Source organism: Pedobacter sp. Leaf41 (assembly GCF_001422545.1).
In the GTDB taxonomy this organism is placed as follows: domain Bacteria; phylum Bacteroidota; class Bacteroidia; order Sphingobacteriales; family Sphingobacteriaceae; genus Pedobacter.
The window spans coordinates 579,592-604,538 of sequence record NZ_LMLE01000006.1 but is presented as its reverse complement, the minus strand read 5'-3'; the positions used below and the strand labels follow the sequence as shown (position 1 = coordinate 604,538).

The window sequence follows — 24,947 nt, the reverse complement described above, 5'->3', positions numbered from 1 at the left end:
ATTTTAGTTTTAAAAAGTTAAGTTAATTCCTAAAAGGATGGTTCTAGATCTTGGATATGCAGAATAATCTACTCCAGGCGTCAATCCTCCATTTGTACGGGTATTTACTTCAGGATCAAAACCTGAATAACCAGTAATGGTAGCCAAATTGTTTACCGTAGCATAGAAACGAAGGCTAGACAACTTGATTTTCTTCGCCAGATCAGTCGGTAGCGTATAACCCAGCGTAATATTGTTGATCCTTAAAAACGATCCGTCTTCTACAGCCCAATCAGTAAACAAGTTACTGTTCTCATAAGGGCGCCAAGTTGTTGCATTGGCATTGTATTCCTCTAGCTTTGCAGGGTTATTGTAAATCGACTTACCATTCTGATCTATCGTGGTAAATCTGCCATTCACAGATTCTAATAGGTTTACACCACGTAATCTCGAGTTTGTCAACTCAATTTTATTGGCATTATAAATATCATTCCCTACACTAAAGTTCACGAAAATACTCATGTCCCAGTTCTTGTAAGAAAACTGTTGATTCAAGCCTCCAATAAATTTTGGCGCTGCATTTCCTATCACCGTCCTGTCTTCATCAGTATGGATCGCCGGACTACCGTCAGGATTTTTGATCGAGCCACCCAAATCCAAAAGTTTCATTGTACCTGGTTGAATGGTGCTTCTCGTTACACCAAAAAATGAAGCAACATCAGGCTTGAGGGTATAAACCCCTGTAGTTGCATTAAAATTAAAATCACTTACTTTATAATATCCGTCTGATCGGTATCCGTACATCTGGCCAAGTGGCTTTCCAACTTCAACTAAATAGTCGTTTCCTGTATTGCTATCCCAACCTGATGCATAACCTTTACTCGTGATGCCATCATTAAGCTTTTCAACCCTGTTACTATTGAAAGACATATTATAACTTGCTGAATAGCTAAAATCTTTGGTTTGCACAATCAATCCAGACAATTGAAACTCTATACCGCGATTTGATGTGGCCGCAATATTTTGGGTTTGTTGCGTATATCCAGAGGTTTGTGGAATAGGATTTTGCAGTAATAAATCTTTGGTACTGTTGTAATAAATATCAGTTGTAAACTGCACTCTGTTTTTGAAAAAACTTAAATCAAGGCCAAGGTTCCTTGATACTGTAGTTTCCCATTTCACATTTGGATTAGCCAACTGTGTGGGTACTACGCCTGGTACAAGTTGCTCATTCAATCCATAATAGGTGTTGGAAGAATAAAGCGGTAAGTAACTAAAATCATTGATCCGGTTATTACCTGTAGAACCGTAACTCAATCTCAGCTTGGCATCAGAAACCACGGGTTTGATAGCTTGTGCAAATTTCTCATCAGAAATTCTCCAGGCAAGTGCTCCTGAAGGGAAAAATCCCCATCGTTGCCCATCCATAAACTTTGAGCTACCATCGGCCCTGGCCGTTAACGTAAGCAAATATTTTTTGTCTAGCCCATAATTCACACGTCCAAAAAACGAAAAAGTTCTGGCCATCACATTGTTAGTTGTAGGACGCGGCTGTGCCTGGCCTGCGGGTGGATTTCCCAAATTCATATTGGATAGTGCCTTTTCCGGACTGATGCCTAAAGGAAAATACCTGGTTTCGGCATTAAACTGCTCATTTCTGGTTTGATAGGATTCCTGACCAATCAATACATCGATGTCATGATGTTTTGCAATATTCTTCTTGCTGTAAGTAACCGTATTTGAATTATTTAACGAATTTACTACGCCCGTTAATATTGAAGCAATTGGCATTGCGGAATAAAGCGAGGCCTGACCGGTAATTTCTGAATAGAAGTTGTTTGTTCTGGAATTGTTATTGTCATAACCAACGGTCACTCTTGCGGTGATTTCAGGAGTTAATGCATAGCTCAGATACCCAGACAGGTTGTATCTCTTCCCAAAAGTTTTCCGGTAAACCGCGGTGGCATTAATTACCGGGTTTCTCAAATCGGAAACTGCAAGATATTGGGCATCGTAGAAATCAATATCTGTCGGGTTTTTACTATCTATCGGGCGATAGGAAAGTGTATTCTTCAGGAAATTATCTCTGGCCAAACCAGGGCTTGATACGCCAGCCCCATTAATTCGTTCATCAGTATATCTTACATTGAAACCAGCTCTAAATTTTTGATTAGGCCTTAACTCCATTTTGAAACCTAAAAGCTTACGGTCGAAGTCTGAATTAATCATCACCCCTTCCTGGCCGTTGGTGGTTAAGCTTAGGTTATAGTTAATTTTTTCATCTCCCCCGTTTAAACTCAAGTTATGCGTTTGCTGCAAAGCAACTTTTCCGAAAACCTCATTTTGCCAGTCGCGGCCTTTATCACGATACACTTCAAGGGTATCAAATGGACCATAATTATTCACGAACGAAGTACTATCAAGCACATTTCCGCGGCTGCGCTCGTATTGATATTTAAGGTAATCAGTCGCATCCAGCACATCTAACTTACCCAGAATTTTACTGGCGCCAACAAAACCATTGTAGCTAGCGGTCATTTTTCCACGCTTACCGGTTTTAGTGGTAATCAATACTACACCATTTGCACCTCTCGCCCCGTAAATGGCGGTAGAGGCTGCATCTTTAAGCACATCAATAGATTCTATATCCTGAGGTGACAGTGCTCTAAGCGCATTTTCAACCTGTACTCCGTCAACAATATATAATGGAGAATTATCTTGTGTTATAGAACTCCCACCCCTGATTCTGATCTGTACGTTGGTTCCAGGAGCGCCATCGGTAGCGGTTACCTGCACCCCCGCAAGCCGACCTGCAAGAGCCTGTTCGGCAGAATTAATTGGAATATCCTTAATCTGGTCAGCACGAAGAGAAGAAACAGAACCGGTTAGGGCTTCGCGGGAAACTGTACCATAACCCACATTAACGATGGTAACTTCCTGGAGGACATTAACATCGTCCTGAAGCGTAATTTTAGCAGTCGTACCATCGGCAGCAATATTCACCTCCTTTTTAACATACCCCACAAACTGAACCACTAAAGTGGCCACCCCTGATGGAACTGCGATTGAGAATTTACCTTCGCTATCAGTATTAACTCCCCGGTTGGTACCTTTTAAGGATATGGTTGCGCCTACTATTATACCGCCTTTTTCATCGGTTACCTGCCCTTTAAGTGTTCGATTTTGTGCCCATGCAATTTGTGCTGAACACAAAATCAGGGTTATAAAAATGTATATGTACTTCATAATCGATCAGTTGATTGGTGAACAATTAAATAATTGTAAGCAGAAATTATCATGGCTTAGCTCTTTTGGGCTCTTCAATAATCGCACTCGCTGAAAAGCCTCTTTTTTGAAATAGATGTTGTAGTTTTTCCTCATAATTTAATTGGTTAGCTTGGGCCCTCGAAGATGAAAACCCGGGTTTTTATTTTGACAGTGATTTCAATGCAAACGGTTGCATAACTAGAATCTAAAATTGGTTGTAAATCTGATGTTGTAAAAAAATAAGTTGACTTTTGAATTTAGTACTTAAGAAGATTCTCTTAAACGATTAACAATTTGAAAATTTGGTTAGCAATAAAATGTGACTAGGGCGAAGCCTTACTCCATTTTGATAAACAAATTTAAATTGAGCCACAAAAAATAGGGTAAAAAAATTGACCAAAATAGTCTGTTTTCTGTGCAAATCCACCTTATTGTCCTTAAAAGCGATTTGTTTGAAGTCTATTCGGATTAGCGAGCGTTAAAAATATATTTCTCACCAGCAATAGTATCAAAATCAAATAGATTAGTTTTCGGAATTGCTATGCCTTTTAATTTTGCTTCCGTAGATAACATCGGACTTTTGATTTTATTTACCTGATAAAACTTATTTGTATTGTCTCCTTTTGATTTTACAAGCTTTGCATTTCCGTTTAAACTTACCTGATCTGAAAGCCTTAATCTGCAGTTTCCGCCGATGGTCGATTGAACAATGAGGTTTTTCAATTTTCCATCTTTCCACTCCATATCAACCTCGAAGCCACCCCGAGCTTTAAGCCCTGTTATCTTCCCGCTAGCCAGGGCATCGGGTAAAGCTGGCAACACGTAAATATTGCCATCATAACTCTGTAGTAACATTTCGGCAATACCTGCAGTACAGCCAAAATTACCATCAATTTGAAACGGTGGGTGTGCATCCAAAAGATTTGGATAAGTACCACCAGACTGGCCTTTGGTTTCCATCGGGGCTGGAGTTAGCTGATCCGAAATCAGCTTGTAAGCTTTATTTCCATCCAGCATTCGGGCCCACCAATTCACCTTCCATCCCATAGACCATCCTGTTGATTTATCTCCACGGTAAATCAGAGAATTCTTCGCAGCTTCCAGTAATTCAGGATTCCGAAACGGGGAAATCTGTCCAGAAGGATACAAGCCATAAAGATGAGAAATGTGTCGATGTTTATCATCTGGCCGATCTAAATCCTGTAGCCACTCTTGCAACTGATTGTATTTACCGATTTGCATGGGTGGCATTTTAGCTAATGCGGTTGATACAGAATCAGAGAACGATCCGTCGGTTTTTAAGATTTTCGCAGCATTAATCAGGTTGTTAAACGTATCGAAAATAAGCTGGTTATCCATAGTAGTTCCGGCAGCAACGCCTACGTTTTTTTCATAAGTATTTTCTGGCGACATCGACGGTGCCATTACCAGCCATTTTGTTCTGGGCTCTTCCTTTAATACATCCAGATAAAACATGGCCGCACCCTTTAAAATTGGATAGTTTTCTCTTAAGAATTTGTCATCGCCTGTAAAAAGATAGTGTTGCCACAAATGCTGTGTAAGCCATGCGCCACCCATTGGCCACATGCCATAGAAACCGCCATCAACAATACCGGTAATTCGCCACAGATCGGTATTGTGGTGCATGTTCCAACCCCTTGCATGATACATTTGAGATGCACTTTCCTTGCCAGTAGTGGCCAGATCTTTTAGCATGGAAAATAATGGCTCATGCATTTCAGATAAGTTGGTAATCTCAGCAGGCCAGTAATTCATTTCCGTATTGATGTTAACGGTATATTTGCTATCCCAGGGAGGCGAATTTTTATCATTCCAAATTCCTTGAAGGTTTGCTGGCTGACCGCCGGGCTGTGAACTTGAAATTAAAAGATATCGCCCGAATTGAAAATAAAGTGCCACAAGCTGTGGATCTTTATGATCGGCAAATTCCCTCACCCGAACATCAGTTGTTTTTTTAGATTGCTCGGAATCTCCCAATTCTAATGTTACGCGATTAAAAAATGACTGATATTTCTTCTGATGTGCGGCAAGAGCCTCTTCATATTTTTTAGCAATGGCTTTATTTAAAATTGATTTTGCTTTTACCAATGGCTCAGCGGTCAAATCTTTATAGTTTTTAAAGTTTGTAGCAATGGAGATGTAAAAGATTACCGAATTAGCTTGGCTCACCGTTATTGATGAATCAGTTTTATTAACCAATCCACCTTGTACAACAGGGGCCACTAATGCCTCAAATTTAATTTTTCCCTTTTTATTATCTACACTGCCACTATTGCCCGAGAGCTGAAGATAACTTCCGTCATTTTTAATCTGGTGATCTTTTTGTATACTGGATAAGCCTAATGTAAAATTGATGCTATTGGCCTTGTCGGCAGTAATTTTCATCACAATGACATCATCAGTAAGAGACGCGAACACTTTTCTTGTAAATGTGGTATGGTTTACCTGATAGCTTACTGTTGATGTAGCATTGCTGATATCTAAATCGCGATAGTAATTGCTATAGTTTTGGTGACCTGGAAAAGTGATCCACAAATCTCCTACGGTTTGATAAGGCATACCGTAATTGAGATCAGCGGGCGCCTGGCGGGGAAAGGTTTGATTGGAAAGGTTTTGAGCTTGTTGGTTTTTACCCTGAAAAAGTAAATTCCTGATTTCATTTATTTGGCTCGAGGTATTCGCTGGCACATTATTTCCAGGTTCACCTGCCCAAACGGTTTGCTCGTTCAACTGTAAATGTTCCCTTTCAGGATTTCCAAAAGCCATTAAACCCAATCGGCCATTGCCGAGCGGTAGTGCTTCGTTCCAATTTTGGGCCGGTTTATCATAGTGCAATTTAAGGAGCTGCTGTGCAACTGCATTAAAGGAGCTGACCGTAAAGGCTAACAGGAGGAATAGGCCGAAAATAATTTTGCTAGGGTTAATGCTGGTTTTTATACTTCTCATATCTTTCTTATCCTTTGCAGATTGATGAATACCGAACACATTCAACAGTCTTTATATTGGTTAGTAATGAGGCAAAAATATCATCAGAAGGATAAAAAGGGGTTTAAAAAATGTGCAAAGGGGTTTAAGTATTAGGCAAAATTAATTACTCACCTATTGATTTCAAATATTCTGAAGGAGACAGTTTGTATTTCTCCTTAAAGCAAGTGCTGAAATATTTGGCATTGGTAAAGCCCACGGTATAGGCAATTACCGAAATACTTTTTTCTCCGCCATCAAGAAATTGTTTTGCTCTCTGCAAACGCATGTGGCGTACAAATTCTACAGGGGCGAAATCTGTCAAGCTTTTAAATTTCCGGTAAAAGGTAGATCGCCCCATGCCAATGGCTTCTGCAACAGAATCGATGTTGAAATCGGTATTTTCCATGTTCTGCTCCACTATTTCAATTACCTTTTCCATAAACAGCTTATCTTTGTCGGTAATCACAATATCCGAAGGTTCAAGCGGCGGCAAATGTTTGTTTTCTACCAACTCAGTGAAAATCCTTTTCCGTTGCTTTATTAAACCAGCAATAGCGACCATTAAAAATTCATTGTTAAAAGGCTTGGTAATATAATAATCTGCTCCATATTGCAAGCCTTTAATCTGGTCTTCAATTGAAAATTTTGCAGATAACAATACCACAGGGATGTGACTGGTCGAAATATCATTTTTTAATTGATCAAGCATATCAATACCGCTCATTACCGGCATCATCACATCACTTAAAATCAAATCGGGTATTAATTTCTGGGCTTTTTGCAGACCTTCGGCGCCATCTCCAGCCGTCTCCACCTCATAAAACCGATTAAGCTGGGTAGTCAGAAAGTTTCTTAAATCATCATTGTCCTCCACTAATAGCAGCTTCGCTTTCGGTCGTAAGTCATCACTAAGTACCGGGGTTTTCCCCTCCCCTTTCGGTGCCTGTTTGACTGGCAGACTAACCTGTTGGCTTTCGATAAATTCTATATTTTCTCCAACAAAATGAGATTTATCAGTTAGCAAAGCCACTTTTACGGTCAGACCTCGATCCTCGTTTTGATGTGCAGAAATCTGTCCTCCATGCAGTTCAATTATTTCTTTTGAAAGTGCCAAACCAATGCCCGAACCTTTTTGATTCATATCATTCTGATGATCGACCTGATAGTAGAGGTTGAATATCTCTTTCAGTTGATTTGCCGGAACACCAACACCCTGATCTTCAACTGAGAGATTAACATACTTCATTGAGAAGTCATTATCAATTTTCAAACAAATATTTGAATGATCATCACTAAATTTAAAAGCGTTGGAAAGCAGATTATAAATTACAATCTCTAATTTGTCCTTATCACCCCAGATATTAAAAGCTAAATCACTTGGTAAATGGCTAAGGCTGATATTGCGTTGCAATGCAGTTTCGCGAAAATAAGTCAATACCTCTTTAACCAGCATACTTAAATCGAAATGAGCGATTTGCAACTTTGCCTTACCACTTTCCAGCTTTCTGAAATCCAGAAGCTGATTGATAAAACGTATCATCCGGTTAGAATTCTTTTTTACAATTTCAATCTGATTAAATCCCTGAGGACTTAAGGCTTCGTTTTTTCCAATTTCTTCAATGGGATTCAAAATTAACGTGAGTGGGGTGCGTAGTTCATGAGATATATTATTAAAAAAGTTGCTTTTTAATTCTGCCATCTTCCGCTCAACGGTAATCTTATTTCTAAGGCTGATCATGGTTGAGATAATTCTCCTGGCTCCCTCTATAAGCCCCAAGGCGATTAAAATATAAATGAAGTAAGCCCACCATGTTTTCCAAGGTGGAGGTAAAATGGTAACGGCTAACTGTTTGTAAGGAAGATGAACAAAACTTTCGTTATCCAGGCTTTTTACCTCAAATACATATTTACCCGGAGGCAAATTGGTGTAGGTGGCTCTTCGCCTTTCCCTATTAATATTCCAATTTTGTTCAAAGCCCCGTAAACGATAAGCATATAATTGCTTAGCTCCTTTCTTCGAATCCAGCACGGCATAATCAATGCTTAAAATATTTTGATCATAATTTAGCTCCAGCTTATTTAAATAGTTAATATCGGCGTTGATTAAGCCATTCGAATCTGGAAACTGATCGACATTGTTTACCTGCAAATTAGTGAACACCATTTTTGCAGCACTTTTCTTATTCACAATACTATCCGGATGGAAATGAATATAACCACGATTGGTGCCAAACACAATAGATTGATCGGCAAAACGCTGGCTTGCCGACTCAGAGAAAGTGACTTTAGGTAAGCCGTTATAAGTACCATAATTGGTAAACTCTTCTTTTAAAGGATCAAATTTTGATAATCCGTTTTGCGTAGCGGCCCAGATATAGCCGTGGCGATCCTCTGTACTGCTTAGCACGTAATCATTCGGGAGCCCCTGCTGGGTAGTATAATTTTTAAAACTGATTTTTTTAAAAGGATTCTGTACGAATGCTTTATCCAGACCACCACCAGAGGTACTTAACCACATGCTATTTTTATGATCTCGGAAAATAAATTGGATATCATTATTTCCCAAACTATTTTTTACACCAGGCACTTTAGCATAGTTTGCGAATCGCATACCGGGAGCACCAGCAGAACCTGCATCCTTAACCAATAAACCGCTCGTAGTTCCAATCCATATATTTCCGGCGCCATCTGATGCCAGGGTTCTAATCTTTTGAAAACCTTCGTGCGGGTAACCTTTTAAACCGTTTTGCTTATTCGAGAACTTAGTACTCCCCCCATTAACAATGGCTACATTTAAACCTTCATCAAAAGTACCGATCCAGATTTTTCCAAATTTGTCTTCCAGGAGAGAATAGATTTCATTGCTATTTAATGAATACGGCTGCGATTGATTTTTTTTGAAATGAGTGAGTGAATAACTGGTCCTTTCTGCATTCAGTGGTTTAGCCAGATATAAACCATTGGCCTTTGTACCCAACCAAATATTATTTTTACTATCTTCTAATATGCAGTATACCGCACCTAAAGCATTCTTTTCATGATCAACAAATTTGATAGGGACTTGCTTTCCATCCCTTAGCACATAAATGTTCCTGCTTTTTTGCCCAAGCCAGAGGCGGTTTTTACGGTCTACTAAAATACCACGCACATCATTATCCGATCTTTGTATCGTTTTTTCTGTGGGAAACTTTTGTTTAAAAAACCCCTCCTGGAGCACTACTTTATTCACACCCCGATCTACACTGCTAAACCAGATTACGCCGTCACCTTCATAAAATAAAGCTGTAACGGCATTTGGCAGATTATCGAATGATGGATTTTTATCGCTATTAAATATTTTAAATTTACTTTTATCGCCTTCCAGATAACCTAACCCAGCATTTTTCATACTCACCCAAACCCTTCCTTTGTTATCTTCAAAGGCCCTAAAGTATGTTCCATTATAAGTGTAGCCATCATCGCTTGTTGCCGTTATTTTATTGAAACTATTGGTTTTTGGATTATAGGAGATTACGCCATTATTATCAGGTTCAATCCAAATTAAGCCTGTTTTATCCTCGAACATCCAAGCCAATTTCTCGCCTGCCTGACTTGTTCGAACAACCTTAAATGGATTAGCAGTTACGGTAATGAGTTCTCCAACTGAGGTTGAAGTATAAATATTTTCACTAAACTTCGATGCCAAAATGCTATTAATTTTGCCTTTGGATATCCGATTTATAGTTGCTGACAGATTTGATTTATTTACCACGAGTAGATTTCCAGTGGCTGATCCGAAATAAAGGCTGGATTTACTTTCTGCAGAGGAAGCAAAATCCTCATTACTAAAAATGCTGGAATTAAGTTTTAACTGCACAAAACCTTTGTTCCGCTTCATTAAACAAATAAGACCTTTGTCAGTAGAGATCCAAATTTTTTTTTGAGCATCCTCCTGAACAAAGTTGACAACGTTAGATGGGAATCTTACTGAAGAGGAGGATCTCGTAGAGAAATGCGCATATTTTTCCGGGAATTTCGGATCTGGGATGACAACTAAACCATCATTTTTGGTAATTAAAAATATTTCGCCCCCGCTGCCAACCTTTATCCTATTAAAAAGTATTTTGCCATGTTTGAGGCTGAACAGATTAAATTCTTCTTTAACTTTATCGAAACGGTAGATCTGATTATCATAAGCTTTAATCCATAAATTTGTCCCAAAATCTTCTACAATTTGATCAATCCTATCGTTTTTTAACCGCGAAAGATCTCCAGGAAAAGATTTGAATGATCTGAAATGATGGCCATCAAAACGGTTAATTCCATTCCAGGTACCAACCCAAATGAAACCTTCACGATCTTTCATGATGTTTGTCACCGCATCGTGAGAAAGGCCATTTTCTGTTGAATAAAAATCACTTTTGAAAGTCAGTTGGGCGTTTACCTGAATGCATGAGAGTAAAAACAAAAAAGAAAAGAGAAAGGTTAAGCGGCTCATATCCGGTTTAGGAAACTGTACTTTATCTGGTAAATCTGCAGTGCCGAAAAATCTAATGGACTACGGTTAAATGTAGTGAATAATTCAAAACAATCAATTTTAGTTTGGTTTTAAATTAGCATCATCTGCTCAATCCCTTTAAGTCTATTTACAGATTTATTTGAAGTGTTAACCTATAATTAAGTCTTTTCTTGTCTCCATAAGAATAAGCATCCTGAAAAAGAGGAATATTAACTGGCATGACATTTAATTCCTATTATTGAGGTAACTAACTAATTGTAAGTATATTAATATCTCAAACTTAAAAAAATCCCTACAATGAAAACAATGTTTAGCACGGCTATACTTTTCCTGTTGACCATTATTGCGCAGGCGCAGGTAGACACAACCACTTATCCGAAAGAGCGGTTAGAAATAAAATAATTGCTGCGTAGCCAGAAACCCGGTACAGTAATTGATTGATACGATTTTATTGCAGTTGGGCCACAAGGCGATATTTCTTTCACCCGCCAGCAATGGATCGAAGCACAGAAAAAAGAAAAAGTTGTCTTTAAATCTGTCATGCCCATTGCCGGACAAGAAATCATTAAGATTTACGAAGGAACGATGGCGGTTGTGAATGTACTCAGAAAAGAGGAGCCTGTGGCGAAATTCCAGGCCGCAGGCGGATCAGCTTTTTTTCACTTGAAGGACGTAAATGACAAAGCCACATTAGAGAAAGTCAGAAAGAAGATGGCTTTTCTTCCAAACGATATCCAGCAGATGTTCAGGATCGTCGAACGTACTGAACTGGATAAAATTGGGGCCGACCCGCATGCCAGTTTCGCCCTTGCAGCGGCGAATGGCGTATACATCCAGGATGCTAATTCAGGAAAGCTAGTTAACATTAAGAAAGGAGGAGCCCACGGATACTTTCCAGACAGCAAAGAAATCAGAACAGGGTTTATCATTGCCGGTGCTGGTGTTAAAGCGGGAATTGCACTAGACTCCATTAACCTGGAAGACGTTGCTCCTACTGTTGCAAGAATATTGGGTTTCCAATTGCCTCAGGCAGATGGCAAGCCTGTTATTCAGGTATTGAAGTAAATCAAAAACATTTTACTCCCGGTCTGCATTTTTGGAGACCGGGAATTTTTAATTTAAGCCTTTGAAGAAGTTATCGTTTTAATTCAGATTCTGAAAAACACAATTCCTCAGCTAATTATTAAATGAGCTTTATATTTGCCTTTGCATAATAGAAGTGAGCTATTGCATGGTTCAAGCCTCAAAAAAAATGCTAATCAACTATCTAAACTGAAGAGTGAAATTGGGATAAGCGTCTGGTCGATCAAAAGAGAGACCATTGATAAGAGAAAAATCAAAGAAAAACTAAAACTAAGCGAAAAGACCCTAAAAAATACGATGAAAGAGCGCTGAATAAAAATCGTAAAACCTAAAATTTGTAAACAAAAAGAAATATAGTTAAAAGCCCATCTTTTTCAGAAATTGCTTGTAAGCTATGCTTGAGCAGTCGGCGTAAATTTAAAAACTCAGATTTCTCTTTTCAAGGCACTAATCGTTTCCAGCACATACCGGATAGCTGGATTATCCAGATCTGGACCACGCAACACCTCACGAAGTTGATCATTCCAGTCCATTAACGCATCTTCAGGCGTCTCACCTTTTCCGCATATTCCATTTTTCAGATCAGAACCTAAAACGGCAAAATATAACTCACCATTTTTGAAAAGCAGCGGTTTAAACTCATTAACATATTGTGGTAAGCGAAAGCGACTAAATTCAAAACTCACTATTTGCTCCGGCTGAACATACATCTGTTCCATCATGATTGATTCATTTATAAGATATAACACAATTAATCTTTGCTTGTTTTGTAAGAGACATTAAGAAAATATTAATTTTTATCCTTCGAAATAGTAAGCTTAGGGTAATAAAACTCCCACTCTGTTGTAACAGAATCATCGAGCGATACATGCTGTTCTATTGTATTTGAAGCAGCAAGACTACCTGATGCTTTCCATAAAATGCTCTGACATTTCAGCAGCTTCAAGCATAAAGTTGTGCAGTTCATAATTTTTGACAAAAGGTTTTAGTTTCTTTGAGCCTGGGCCAAACATCGTCAATTCTACATAATCACCGGAATGATTCATTCCTGCCCATTGTACATCCGTATATTTACCTAATATCCTCCCGTACTCGTAAAACGGAAGATTGGAATCATTGTAAAGCTGATTCGGACTGATGTCTTTAAAATGATTCAAAAGGAATTTTGCGTCCTCAGGTGTCATTACAAAACCCTGATTTTCCTTAATCAGGTCAATGATCTTCTGTTCACTAAAAGACTGGTTCAGTTTTGACAATAACCAGGTGTTGCTATGTTTGAAATGTTGCAATTCATCAAACTTTTTATTATCGTCATCTGCATTGAACAAACCCGGATTAGAATTTCCATGGTCAGTTGTGATGATGACCAAGGTATTGCCGTCTTTTTCCGCAAATTCGATTGCTTTACCAACCGCCTCATCAAATGCTAGCTGATCGAAAATCAAACCGCTTACATCATTTGAATGTGCTGCCCAATCCACCTTGCCGCCTTCTACCTGCAATACAAAACCATTTTTATGATCCTTCATCAGTTCGATGGCCTTAACAGTCATTTCAGCCAGAGAAGGTGTGGATTTCATTAATTCCTCATCATGTCTGCGATCCACTTCATAAGGCAATCCATCATCAGCGAACAATCCCAAAAAGGGTTTGGCGCCATTCAAATGCATCATCTCATCTCTATTTTCAGCTAGCTGATAACCTTGAGTTAAATATTTCGGAAGCAGATTCCCACCTTTTCTTTTGTCTGCAAAATACTTGTGACCACCACCCATCATGACATCAAACTTCAGGTCCAGGTACAGTTCTGCAATGATGTCCTGTCCGCCCCGGTTATCGATATTTACACAAAACCCTGCAGGCGTGGCGTGTGTAATAGGAACCGTCGTTACGCAACCAACTTTCTTTCCAGCTTCTTTAAACTTTTGAAGAATCGGTTGTGGCTTTTCTCCGCGTGGCCCAACGTTGAGCGCACCATTGTTAACCCTCATTCCACCACCCCATGATGAACTTGCTGCAGCAGAGTCTGTTACCATAGAATTGGCCGATGCCGTATCCATTAAGGCCCTTACCGCTTTATTGTCGCGATATAAATCCAACCACTTGCTACCTACTCCCAGTATTCTTTTTGAATAAATGTCGGCCATATTCAATGTGCCGGTACTCATGCCATCACTCACCAGCATGATAATATTTTTAGCTCTTTCAGCTGAAGAATTCTTCGTACTTCCTGTTACGTCTCTTAATCCAACGAATGGCAAACCAATTCCTGCAAGCAGGCCCCCTTTTAGTAATGATCTTCTATTCATTTGTGTGTATTTTTTGTTGCTTTACTCTTTGTAGATTCAGGCTAAACTAAACGCATGGAAAAAATCACCATCCTAAGCCTGGTCGAAAGACAGGTTGTTGTTTGTTTTTGAGCATTGAAACGCCTTAAAATAACATTAGACTGAGAACAGTTATGATAAATTAGTGATATCTGCCTCATTCTCGCTATCATAATTTTTTGAATTTAGCGGGTACCGCCATATCAATTGCAGTTTGCCTTGAATTAACAAACCAAGCAATATGATCCATTTAATCACTCATCCTACAAATTTAACACTGACAGATAAACAGAATTTTACCAGGTTGTTAAGTTATAAAACCAGCAATGTGGTAAACTTAAAACGGCGACTCAATGGAAGGCTTTTTATTATCACCGTTTAAATGACCTCCAAGGGATTATACTGATTTTCAACGCTTCCATCAGCGTATAAATTCATGATTGCATAACCAGGAGGCGTTTCCTGATAATAATATTTGCCTGCTGATTCTTTATCGCCTTCACCCCACCAAAAACCGCTTAATGAGCCATTGCAAAAGTAGGATATACCATTATAGCTTACTTCATCTGCCAAATGCTGATGTCCACTCAGGCAAACTTTTACTTTATCCCTATGTTGAAAAAAAAGCGATTTTAATTCTTTATAATCTCCATGCTGGCCGCCACTCCAGGCACAAGTTGACGAAAGTATTGGATAGTGAGACATGATTAGCACTGGCGTGTTGGGCTGTAGTTTAGCTAAATCATTTTTGAGCCAGTCCATTTGATCAACATCCAACCTGGTTCCCTTCTGATTACCATCAAGAATAATAAAGTGCCAACCCTTTTTGTCAAAACTATAATAACGGTGCGGCATTTTTAAGCGTTTCGCAGCGTAATCAAGTCCATACATTTCATCTGTTTTAGACGGCGCTTTCCACCAGGGATCATGGTTTCCGATACAGCTATATACCTCCAAATCAGTTTCACCAATGAACTCATCCCAGACAGCCCACTGCTCGGTAACCATTTCGCGGGTAACATCGTCATAAGATGCATCAAAAATAGCATCACCACCATTTAAGATAAAGTGAACCTCATGAGCGGATAAAGCCTTTTTTAAATATCCGGCTGCTCTTTTGGGGATATTATCACTGGTTTTAATATGAACGTCGGTAATGTGGGCAATTGTCAAAACTGGCTTTTGCTTTTCAACCTCTTTTATGCTGACTTTTGTTAGCACGGTCCCAAAGCCAAGGGCTAGCGAGCCATGAAGAAAATCTCTCCTTTCCATTATGAATCTGGTTTATTTTTTCTAAGTTGATCAGTGTACATTCCATAACCTGCTATAATTGCCCAGGCAAGATTAACAAAAGTTGCAGGGTAGGAAGCATCGTAAATGGTACTTGCACTCAATAAAACACCCCCAAGTATATTGCAGATATGGAAAGCAAACGATGTAGCTAACCACCGCTTACTGATGAGCAAAAAGTAAGAAATCAGGAAAAGCAATGCACCAATCCATCCGAGGGTATCAAATATCAAATTCAAAACTAATTGGTGCATAGCATTTAAGATTATTTATTATTAACGATCCAACGGTTTACCGTGTTGTGAGCCCCCTCAATTATCACTTTATAAATTTCGGATTTAGGGTACTGAGACAGATCGATATCAAAACTGCCCCTGTTTACTGGCACTTCTGCCAAAAAAGTGTAGCTATCGCCCTTTCCCATTTGTTTATAATTGTTGGTATTTGCGAGTGATATTTTCACTTTTCCATCATCTTCTCCACTCACCCATTTTAACTTCACCATATCTCCCGTTCGTTTTGCTTCAACATTATAGAGCGAAACCTTTCCTATCAGACTCACACCATCCAATTCACGTTTTTGATCATCTGAAAGCGATACGCCTAAATGTGTGGCCAAAGTTGGCAGGATATCCACTACACTAGCCTTTCCTTTTTGTGCATAAACATTTAAGGGTTTAGCATCCGTAGCAATCCATGAGGAACGCTCCCGATCAGACTGGCCGCCATGACCGCGACCGTTTTTTGGATCACGCCCATGATCAGTAGTCACTACAATGATCCAATCTTCATTGAACTGTTTTTCACGTTCCTTTACAGCTGCCCAAATCTGCCCAATTCTCTGATCCGCAGCGACAACGGCATCATTATACTGTTTACTGTCGCCAAAAGCATGCCCCATATCATCCGTAAATTCTAAATAGATCCATGATAAATCTGGCGCCTGCTCACGGATGCAACGGGCAGCTTCTTCGGTTACCGCCTGATCGATTTTTGCCATAAACTGGCGGGCTTTATCATGAGGATACTTATTGGTATCAAGCTCCAAACCGTCAAATTTATAATCTATCTGAATGTTACCAGTTTGTGGCAAAGCATCACCAACAAGCTTAGTTCTGTTATCTTCCCAACTGGAGAAAATACCAACCTTTTTTTCCGGATATTGGTTTTTAAAAAACCTGAATATCGTTGGATAATAATAGTTGGGTGCCTTGATGCTATTATCGGGAACATTGTGTTTATTAAACCAAACGCCCGTAAGGATATTGGTATAACCTGGAGCTGAGATGGTAGGTGTTTGGTTGTACTCCCCCCTTTCTCCGCCCTGATATGCACTAAGCAGCTTCCCTTCTTTGGCAATAGCATAAATGTTTGGCGTTGCCAGTTTCTCTATAACATCCTTACCTACACCATCAATAATGATGAATACAGCCTTCTTCTTTTGAGCATTTACATTTAGCGCTATTCCCGCAAAAAGTGCAATTAAAATTATTTTTTTCATTGTGTATTATCAATCCGTTTACCAGCCGAATATCTGTTTTAAATTAGGGTTCAGCAACACCTGGCTTTGAGGAATTGGTCTGTAATAATATTTAGGCTCCACGAAAATACCGTTGTCTGCGATGGTTTGTACCGTACCAGAGGTTCCGTTTTTCAAAAATACACCGGCATCCTGCCCAATGGTTCCGGTGCGGTAGTAAATAAAATCTTTACCCAATGAATTTTTTTCCTTAACAGCAGGAATAGATTCATTATTGGCCAGTAAAATAATATCCGGAACATTATCACCCGTTAAATCGTGCCTGCCCAAACCAGAAAAATAAATACCTTCCTGTTCTTTTTCCAATAACTTCCCTGCGTTCCAGCGCATTAAATCATCAAAGCGATAACCTTCCAATGCCATTTCAATTCTGCGTTCCCTGCGAATCTCCAATAAAGCCGCCTTTTGTGCCCCTGAAACATTTGCATAACGGGCATTTTGCACCGGATCAACAGTAGGATTAAGAGGCATTGCGGGCATTCCTGCGCGGGTTCGGATCAGGTTAATACTTTGATCAAGATCTGATTGAGTCAGCTCACCAAGTTCTGCTCTGGATTCAGCAAAAATTAACAATATCTCCGCATATCGTAAAATAGGAACGTCTACTGTTTGCATGGCTGCTGTTGCCGGGTCATTTACAAAGCCTTTCAGCTGGTGGTAGCCCGTAAAGTTTTTCGCCAGTTGTTGCACATATAAACCACCACCTTGAGAGTAAGTACGCACATTAGCAAGATTGAAACCGGGGTAAGCATAGGTTTGGCTTAACCGAGGATCGCGGTTCTGAAATTCCTGTACAAATGAAAAGGTAGCATAACCTGGTTGATTGGTATAATAACTTCCATCTTTCATCAGGTAATCCTGTAATAAATCTTTCGCCGGAGAAACCTCATAGTTTCCGAACACCGTTTCACTCCAGCCACTATTGCGAATACCACTTTCGTTGTAAACGGCTAGTAAAACTTCAGGGTTATTGAGCAAACTTGGCTGGATAAACAGATTCATGTAATCCTGAGCCGGATTGCCAGTACTGTAAAGTCTGTACTTGGCACTTGTCATGATATCCCGCGAAACATCCCTGGCAACCTGAAGAAATTGTGGCGCAGTGCTGGCCAGATTCAATTCACTATGATAACGCCTGTAGGTTCCCTCATAAAGGGCAAATTTAGCTCTGTAAGCTTTAACAATAGCACGGTTGATAGCCCCTGTTTCAGCAGTTTCTCTCACATATTGAGCCGCGAAAGCATAGTCCTCCATAATTTTATCTACCACCGCAGCACGTGGATCCCGGCTTTTCATCAATAGCTCATTATCATTGGTACCTATCGTTTTATCATAAAAAGGAATATCTGAATAGCGTTTCAACTTTGCTACATAAAACTGAGCCCTAAAAAATCTGGCCAGGCCCTCGTAATGATTAAGGACTTCCGCTCCCAATGCTGCTTTTCTAAAATTATCAAGAAAATAGTTGGCACTTCGCAACTGCCCCCAGTCCCATCCGCCTGTGATGGTAGATGGACCAGGATTTCCGACCATCATGGTTTTAATTTCCACGTTTCCGGTTGTGGCCGCATTATCGGTTGCCCGGTCATCGTTAAAAATACCCACGCCTGCAAAGTTGTATAAATTGGTGATGTATAGCTTCAAATCCTGCTCGTTGTTGAAAAAGTTGTCGCTACCAATAGAAGTTTGTGGTTGTCTGTCTAAAAAGTCTTTTTTGCAACCACTTAAGCTCAATGTTGCCAAAGCAACACCAACAATATATTTATTAAAGTTTTTCATTTTGCTTTGTTTAGAAATTAAGATTTAAACCCACCGAGAATCTTCTTTGCCACGGGTATGCGTACCCGTTTCCTGAACGGTTGGTGTTTGTGGCCTGTGGGTTGAGTACATCATTTACGTTAATTGATTCCGGATCGTAGAATTTTTTAAGTGCAGACCACTCATAAATATTTTCACCACTCACATAAAACCTCAGGTTGGAAATGTGCCATTTTTTAGTAATTGAAGCCGGAATGGTATAACCAATGGTTACGTTTTTCAGACGAAGATAGGAGCCATTGAGCATGTACCCTGTTTGTGGGATAGCCAATCCTTTGGCATCTCTGATATTTGTACCCAGATTTACATCAGCTAGCCAGGATTGCAAAATCGGGTATCGCGCATCCAGATTTTGATTGGCCAACCCTGCATTGATATAGGCCTGCGAATGCTTTGCCATATCCACCGGGCTGTCATTGTTTGGACGATAAAAATCAAGCAAGTGAGAATAACCACCAGCATAGGGCTGCTGGTAAAATCCCCAGTATAGGTAATCCAAAGGATAATAATCCCGTTTGGCAACCCCCTGAAAAAATGCCCTCACATCGAATCCTTTCCAACTTGCGTTAAGGTCCAGACCAAAACGGAACCTCGGAGCAGAGTTTCCAATGATTGATAAATCCTTTGCAGCATCAGCGGTCAAACCGGTTTCAATTTTGCCATTGCCATCCTGATCGATAAACTTAGGCCATCCTGGTACAATGGAGAGTGCTCCCCATGGAATAATAGAGGACTGATCTAATGCATTGATTTCCGCCTGGTTTTGGAACAATCCGTTGCTTTGCAGCCCCCAGATTTCGCCAAGTTCCATGCCCTCACGATATTGCGTTAAACTCTGGTTTGGGTTTTCAAATCTTGTGATATACGATCTGCTGTCAGACAACAAGAACCGGGCATTGAAGTTAATGGGATCTTTAGCGGTTTTAAAACTTGTTTGGTAAGCAAGCGACAACTCCCATCCGCGGTTGCGCAAATCAGCAGCATTTTCACGGGGCTCTGTAGCGCCCAGCACATCTGGTAAATCTCTTCCGTTAGCCAGCATGCCTTTGGTATTTCGCTGATAAATATCAAACGTTAAATTTAATTTGTTGTTGAACAGGCCAATATCAGTTCCAAGGTTTGCGGTGTTCACCTTTTCCCAGGTATAATCCGGGCTTACCAGGCCTGGTGTAGTAACCGTCAAGGGAAGAGAGCCGCCGATAAGGTACCCAGATCGTACCGGGTTAAAGGTAGAAATATAGCCGTAGTTTGATGCAGCCTGATTTCCCAAAGAACCATATGAAGCACGCAATTTAAAGTTACTGATTACCGGGCGCAGACTTTCCATAAATGCTTCCTGATCAATCCGCCAGGCAGCAGAAGCGGAAGGAAAGAAACCCCATCTCTTATCAGTTGGGAAGCGGGAACTTCCATCATAACGGCCATTAAGCTCCAGAATATATTTATCATTAAATATGTAATTCAGGCGAAAAAACAAGCCCTGTACTGCCCAATCATTAATCGATTGAGTAGAGGAAAGTTCTCCGGTCGCCAGGCCTATCGTTGGATAGGATGAAGAGATTAAATTGGTTCTCCTGGTATCATTTTCTTCTGACCTGAAATATTCTTGGTTATAACCTATCAGAGCCGTAAAATCATGCTTTTGCCAACGTTTGTTAAAGGTAACATAGGCATTCAGTACCGTATAATCTTCAAAACCTGTCCATTTTCGTGCATAACTATTTCCTTCTTCCCTCACATCATCAGGACCAAAGCCGATCTTATAAGGTACCGTATTCTCATCATAGTTTGTTGCTCCCCTGCGATAAGTGAAATCGGTATTAAATTTCAACATGTTTTTTAATAATGAAGCTTCGCCATTAAACTGCGTTTGAAGACTAAAATACTTATCACTTGCTTTTCCACCGTTTGTAAGCTGTGCACCGGTGCGGCCCACCGCGTTATTTGCCCATGTTCCGTCAGGATTTTTATCATAATCAGTTGGAAAAAGATTATAAATACCTGTGATCGAATATTGACTCGGGTTTTCTCTTTGTGTCTTAGTTAGGAATGTGTTATTACCAAAACTTAACCATGGCGTTATCTGATAATTTACTTTACTACGCAGATTATAGCGGTCGAAATAGTCATCAGCAATCTTGAGCATTCCATTTTGCTTGTTATAATTTCCAGAGATATAATACTGCGCCTTTTCAGATTTCCCACTTACTGATAATGCATGGTCATGTGAGTAGGTTTGATCATTAAAGAAATAGCGTGTCCAATCCTGGTTACCCATGTACTCCCAAAGTTTATTATCACTGGGATTGACCCTCACACCAGAAATATCAGGATTGTCTGACCTTTCTTTTGCATATTGGTAGAATTGGTCGCTATAGTTTACATTATCCCAGGGGGTATTGTTGGTGGATAACTCCAGTAGACGCGAATAAATATAGGGATCGGTAACTTTATCAGGAATAACGGTAGGTTTATTCAGTGAGATAAAATTACTGTAGTTTACCGTTACGCCGTCTTGGGTGCCCGTTTTGGTCTTGATCAGAATCACCCCAAAGGCCGCCCTTGCACCATAAATGGCAGAGGCTGATGCATCTTTAATCACCGAAATGTTCTCAATGTCCTGTGTAGCTAAACGATTAAGTTCTGCAGCATCAGAAGGCACATTATCAATCAAGATGAGTGGATCTCCACCATTGATGGAAGTAATACCACGAATATTGATCTTTGCTGTAGCGCCCGGTGCGCCGGACCCAAAGTCGATGTTCAGGTTTGGCACCAGACCCTGTAATCCCTGAGCCACGTTTGCAATAGGTCTGCTGGCCAGTGTTTTTGCATTCACCTGATCTACAGCGCCCGAAAGGTTTACCTTTTTCTGGGTTCCATAACCTACTACAACCACCTCGCTAAGGTCGGCGTCGTTTTTCTTTAAAATTACATCTACTGTTTTGCGGCTCCCAATAGCAACCTCCTGTTTAATGTAACCGATATAGGTAAAAGTTAATACCGCATCAGGATTACTCACCGTTAATGAGTAGTGCCCATCGACATCTGTCTGGGTACCGTTAGTTTTTCCTTTTTCCTGTATGGAAGCACCCACCAGCGTTTCGCCAAGGTCATCTTTTACGGTTCCGCTTATTTTTTGCTGTGCAAAAACATTAACAGAACCAAGTAAAAAACATACCATTAGCGATAAGTAAATTCTTTTCATGTTGTTTGATTTATGCTGCAAAGGAACTATCGGAATGTTAAGGCATCATAAAATCTTTATTAAATAAATTGACCATTCAGTAAATCTATTTTAAAACGTGTTAATTCGCAGAAAATTTATAGTTTAGGATTCTTATGGGTAGAAAAAGCTTAAAGGAAGGTCAGCAGAAAAAGATTATACAAGCCTTCTATGAAATTGCCAGAATAGAAGGCATTGAGAATGTTTCCTTTGGGAAGATTGCCAAAGAGCTCGATATGCACCAGAGCCTGGTGGTGCACTATTTCTCCAATAAAGAGGAAATGTTGCTCGGCCTGATTGATTTTATTGTTACCGGTTACCAAAACGTCTATGAACCCCAGCAAGAATATGCGGATCCACTGAGCAAACTAAAAGTGGTGATGGAAAATATCTTTTCACGAAAGTGGAACAGTTATGTAGATGACAGTATTTTTTATAACTGCTTTGCCCTGATTTTCCGGAATAAGAAAATCCGGGAACATTTCCGGGACCTGCATTTGATATTGAGGAAATGGCTTGAAAAGCTTATACAAAACTGTATAGATAAAGAATTGATCCAAATTCAGGATGCAGCGGAAGCTGCTGATATTATTTTTGTCATTTCCGATGGGGCCTATTATTTTCTGAGTATGATTGCTGATCAGGAATCCTATAACAAACACCTGCAGAGATATAAAAAGGAGGCTTACAAAGTGCTTGGTTTTGAACTATAGATCATTCATTAAAGGCACTCACTTAACATCATCCCACTCGAATTCTAATCATTTCACCAGCTATCAAATCAAATCATTTGAGTGATATAACCTCAGAATCGTGAATTTTTGAAACATCAACCGCTCTTAATGAACCGTTAACAAAAGCAATATCAAATTGAACAAAATCTAAACGGCTGACCTGCTCTTTGCTTTCCAGGTGAAATTTTATTTTCTGGTTATTGGTATCTTTAATAATTCCATGCCCGATTTTGGTGTTGTAAGCAATGACTGTCCCTTTTCTCATTTAAAATATAAATTTTGTGTAAACGAAACCGGGACAAGTAAATAAAACAGATCAACAGGTATTTGGTTTTAAAAAATCAAAGAAATAATTTCCACAGTAGGTAACCTTTTAGAAATTCCTATGTACTATGACTGAAGTATCTCACGAAACCCCATTCGTAAAATTAACTTTAATATTGGAGTTGTTCTTCTGAAAAAACTGTCTGTCGACTGGAGATTTCATCGTCAGTAACCAACAGATTCAGTAGTGGATCTTACATTCTTGAATTTACTTGCCATCTTATTACAGATAAAACTTCCAAAAAAACGATCACTTTTTTAAATTGATACGAACGCAAGTTATTACGTTTTATTTATTTTATTTTAAAACCAATTCAGTTGACCCCTCTTTGCCAAAACACTAACACAAAGACAAGCAATAATTTACGCTAAATACATTTCTGGCGGGACGGGGTCAGTCTATTCTTAAAGCCATATTCGCAGTACTTTGATTATTGCTCACGTTAGTACCGATAATCGGGATTACTTTCGATACATGAAAGCGTTTTTACTGCTTATTGAGCCTATTGTAATTGATTCAAAGGAAAGGACTGATTTTATGTAGGAATTATCAAATAGGCTGGATCAATTATCATAAAGATTAACAGAGCAGATTTTTGAAGCATATAATATCTAGCCCAAACATCATTATCAGACTGGAAGTTCCAATGAGAATGCAATTTAAATTTCCTTATCCAATTGTTTGGCAACCCATTTGAAGGGAATGCAAAGCACCATAAATAAAAAGTTAAAAATTATTTCCATAATACTAATATAGTAAAAAAAAATATTGATTTTTTTGAAAGTTTAATTCACAAAGCTAAGGTCGTATCTCTCCAATTATATTTTTTTTTCAGATGTAAACAGTTTTTCAAAAATTTCGCCGAAAAGAAAAGCCCTTATCATAAAAAGATTAAGCTAACAATATTATTGACTAACCAAAGCAATGCAATTTTCAAAATTATATACCTATTATCTTACCTCATCTGAATCTTCCAGTCAAATTTTATTTAAAGATTTACGCTTAGCTATTTTTGTCGAGCGGATATAGATACCGAGCGGTATTTAGGATAAAAGATGTCCTAACCTGTTGATTTACCATTTACTAATACATATCGCTGTTTTTTTCTTATAGGAGTTGTAAGACCATGGTGAACGCATAAAATCTTTTCCCATAGAATAAATAGTTAATGCTATAGTGTTCATTGCTGATTAGATGGATCGTGTACACAGTTTTTTTTCAACACCGGAGTACTACCGCTTGAAAGGATCTATTTTTGTAAAATCTACTGATGCACATTCGTCGTGTCAAGCTTAGCAATGCTATAGATCCCAATGATTATTTCTTCCCAATTTTTGCCAAACCATATATTTTGTCACCCTGTTTAAAAACTGTTAGAAAGACTTAACAAGCAAGAAGTTTTACAAAACTAATTCGAACCTCACACTGCGCAAAAAATATCGAACAATTCTTGACTAATCATTCCCGGAGTGTTGGTTTCTTGAACGAACAAAAGAAATAATCAGAACAAACAGGTAAGGGACACAAAACAGCACGCCCGGCCAAGGTTCATCCCACATGGCAAGCAATAAAAATAACACAATCAAACTTGGCAGCAGGAAAAAACTCAGCGCCTTGTAGAGCATATTAAAGCGAACCGATTCCTTAAGATTAAGCAAAATAGTAAGGCTCCCAATAAAGAAACATAGATTGATGCCCATAGCGATACCATAAGGCAGGTTTCTGAAATCAGTATCTGCTTTTCCAATCAAAGCAGTAGATTGCAGAACAAACACTCCACCCAGGCTGATCACAGAAGCTAGAAGAAAACAAAAAACAACTGTTTTAAAATATTTCATAAGTCAAAGTTAATTAAATTACGTATTGGGCTGT

Annotated in this window: 14 protein-coding genes; 2 read left to right on the top strand and 12 right to left on the bottom strand. The window is 39.3% G+C overall.

Annotation, left to right across the window (positions count from 1 at the left end; genetic code table 11):
• Nucleotides 1-9: 9 nt before the first annotated feature.
• The 3 genes from ASE92_RS09875 to ASE92_RS09865 all read right to left on the bottom strand — a co-directional run bounded on the left by ASE92_RS09875 (nucleotide 10) and on the right by ASE92_RS09865 (nucleotide 10,711).
• Nucleotides 10-3,225, bottom strand: a complete 3,216-nt coding sequence (locus tag ASE92_RS09875) for a TonB-dependent receptor (RefSeq protein ID WP_056849921.1) — start codon at nucleotides 3,223-3,225, stop codon at nucleotides 10-12.
• Nucleotides 3,226-3,714: 489 nt separating this feature from the next.
• On the bottom strand, nucleotides 3,715-6,213 hold the full coding sequence (locus ASE92_RS09870) for a glycoside hydrolase N-terminal domain-containing protein (RefSeq protein ID WP_056850040.1): 2,499 nt from the start codon (nucleotides 6,211-6,213) through the stop codon (nucleotides 3,715-3,717).
• 145 nt (nucleotides 6,214-6,358) lie between these two features.
• Nucleotides 6,359-10,711, bottom strand: a complete 4,353-nt coding sequence (locus tag ASE92_RS09865; protein ID WP_056849920.1) for a hybrid sensor histidine kinase/response regulator transcription factor — start codon at nucleotides 10,709-10,711, stop codon at nucleotides 6,359-6,361.
• Nucleotides 10,712-11,272: 561 nt separating this feature from the next.
• Between ASE92_RS09865 and ASE92_RS09860 the strand changes: the two genes are divergently transcribed.
• The gene (locus ASE92_RS09860; RefSeq protein ID WP_056849919.1) at nucleotides 11,273-11,797 is read left to right on the top strand and encodes a hypothetical protein; all 525 of its coding nucleotides are present in this window, start codon (nucleotides 11,273-11,275) and stop codon (nucleotides 11,795-11,797) included.
• A gap of 443 nt (nucleotides 11,798-12,240) precedes the next feature.
• On the opposite strand, the gene ASE92_RS09855 is transcribed toward ASE92_RS09860, so the two are convergent.
• The 7 genes from ASE92_RS09855 to ASE92_RS09825 form a co-directional block, all read right to left on the bottom strand.
• A complete protein-coding gene (locus ASE92_RS09855) occupies nucleotides 12,241-12,537 on the bottom strand; it encodes a hypothetical protein (protein ID WP_056849918.1) in 297 nt (98 codons plus the stop codon).
• A 177-nt stretch (nucleotides 12,538-12,714) separates the two neighbouring features.
• Nucleotides 12,715-14,124: an alkaline phosphatase gene (locus ASE92_RS09850; protein ID WP_056849917.1), complete on the bottom strand. Its 1,410-nt coding sequence runs from the start codon at nucleotides 14,122-14,124 to the stop codon at nucleotides 12,715-12,717.
• A 396-nt stretch (nucleotides 14,125-14,520) separates the two neighbouring features.
• Complete coding sequence (locus ASE92_RS09845; RefSeq protein ID WP_056849916.1) at nucleotides 14,521-15,414, bottom strand: metallophosphoesterase; 894 nt, start codon at nucleotides 15,412-15,414, stop codon at nucleotides 14,521-14,523.
• Nucleotides 15,414-15,686 carry a hypothetical protein gene (locus ASE92_RS09840; protein WP_056849915.1) on the bottom strand — a complete coding sequence of 91 codons (273 nt, stop codon included), beginning with the start codon at nucleotides 15,684-15,686 and terminating at the stop codon, nucleotides 15,414-15,416. The genes ASE92_RS09845 and ASE92_RS09840 overlap by 1 nt, the downstream gene beginning before the upstream one ends.
• Before the next feature lie 11 nt (nucleotides 15,687-15,697).
• Entirely contained in the window at nucleotides 15,698-16,933 is a 1,236-nt protein-coding gene (locus ASE92_RS09835; protein WP_056849914.1) for an alkaline phosphatase family protein, read from the bottom strand.
• 18 nt (nucleotides 16,934-16,951) lie between these two features.
• The gene (locus tag ASE92_RS09830; protein WP_056849913.1) at nucleotides 16,952-18,751 is read right to left on the bottom strand and encodes a RagB/SusD family nutrient uptake outer membrane protein; all 1,800 of its coding nucleotides are present in this window, start codon (nucleotides 18,749-18,751) and stop codon (nucleotides 16,952-16,954) included.
• A 10-nt stretch (nucleotides 18,752-18,761) separates the two neighbouring features.
• Nucleotides 18,762-21,998: a TonB-dependent receptor gene (locus tag ASE92_RS09825; RefSeq protein WP_056849912.1), complete on the bottom strand. Its 3,237-nt coding sequence runs from the start codon at nucleotides 21,996-21,998 to the stop codon at nucleotides 18,762-18,764.
• Between the two features lie 134 nt (nucleotides 21,999-22,132).
• Between ASE92_RS09825 and ASE92_RS09820 the strand changes: the two genes are divergently transcribed.
• A complete protein-coding gene (locus ASE92_RS09820; RefSeq protein ID WP_056849911.1) occupies nucleotides 22,133-22,729 on the top strand; it encodes a TetR family transcriptional regulator in 597 nt (198 codons plus the stop codon).
• Between the two features lie 73 nt (nucleotides 22,730-22,802).
• On the opposite strand, the gene ASE92_RS09815 is transcribed toward ASE92_RS09820, so the two are convergent.
• Together ASE92_RS09815 and ASE92_RS09810 are read right to left on the bottom strand one after the other, a co-directional pair.
• Nucleotides 22,803-23,015 carry a hypothetical protein gene (locus ASE92_RS09815; protein WP_056849910.1) on the bottom strand — a complete coding sequence of 71 codons (213 nt, stop codon included), beginning with the start codon at nucleotides 23,013-23,015 and terminating at the stop codon, nucleotides 22,803-22,805.
• Nucleotides 23,016-24,529: 1,514 nt separating this feature from the next.
• On the bottom strand, nucleotides 24,530-24,913 hold the full coding sequence (locus ASE92_RS09810; protein ID WP_056849909.1) for a hypothetical protein: 384 nt from the start codon (nucleotides 24,911-24,913) through the stop codon (nucleotides 24,530-24,532).
• Between the last annotated feature and the right edge of the window lie 34 nt (nucleotides 24,914-24,947).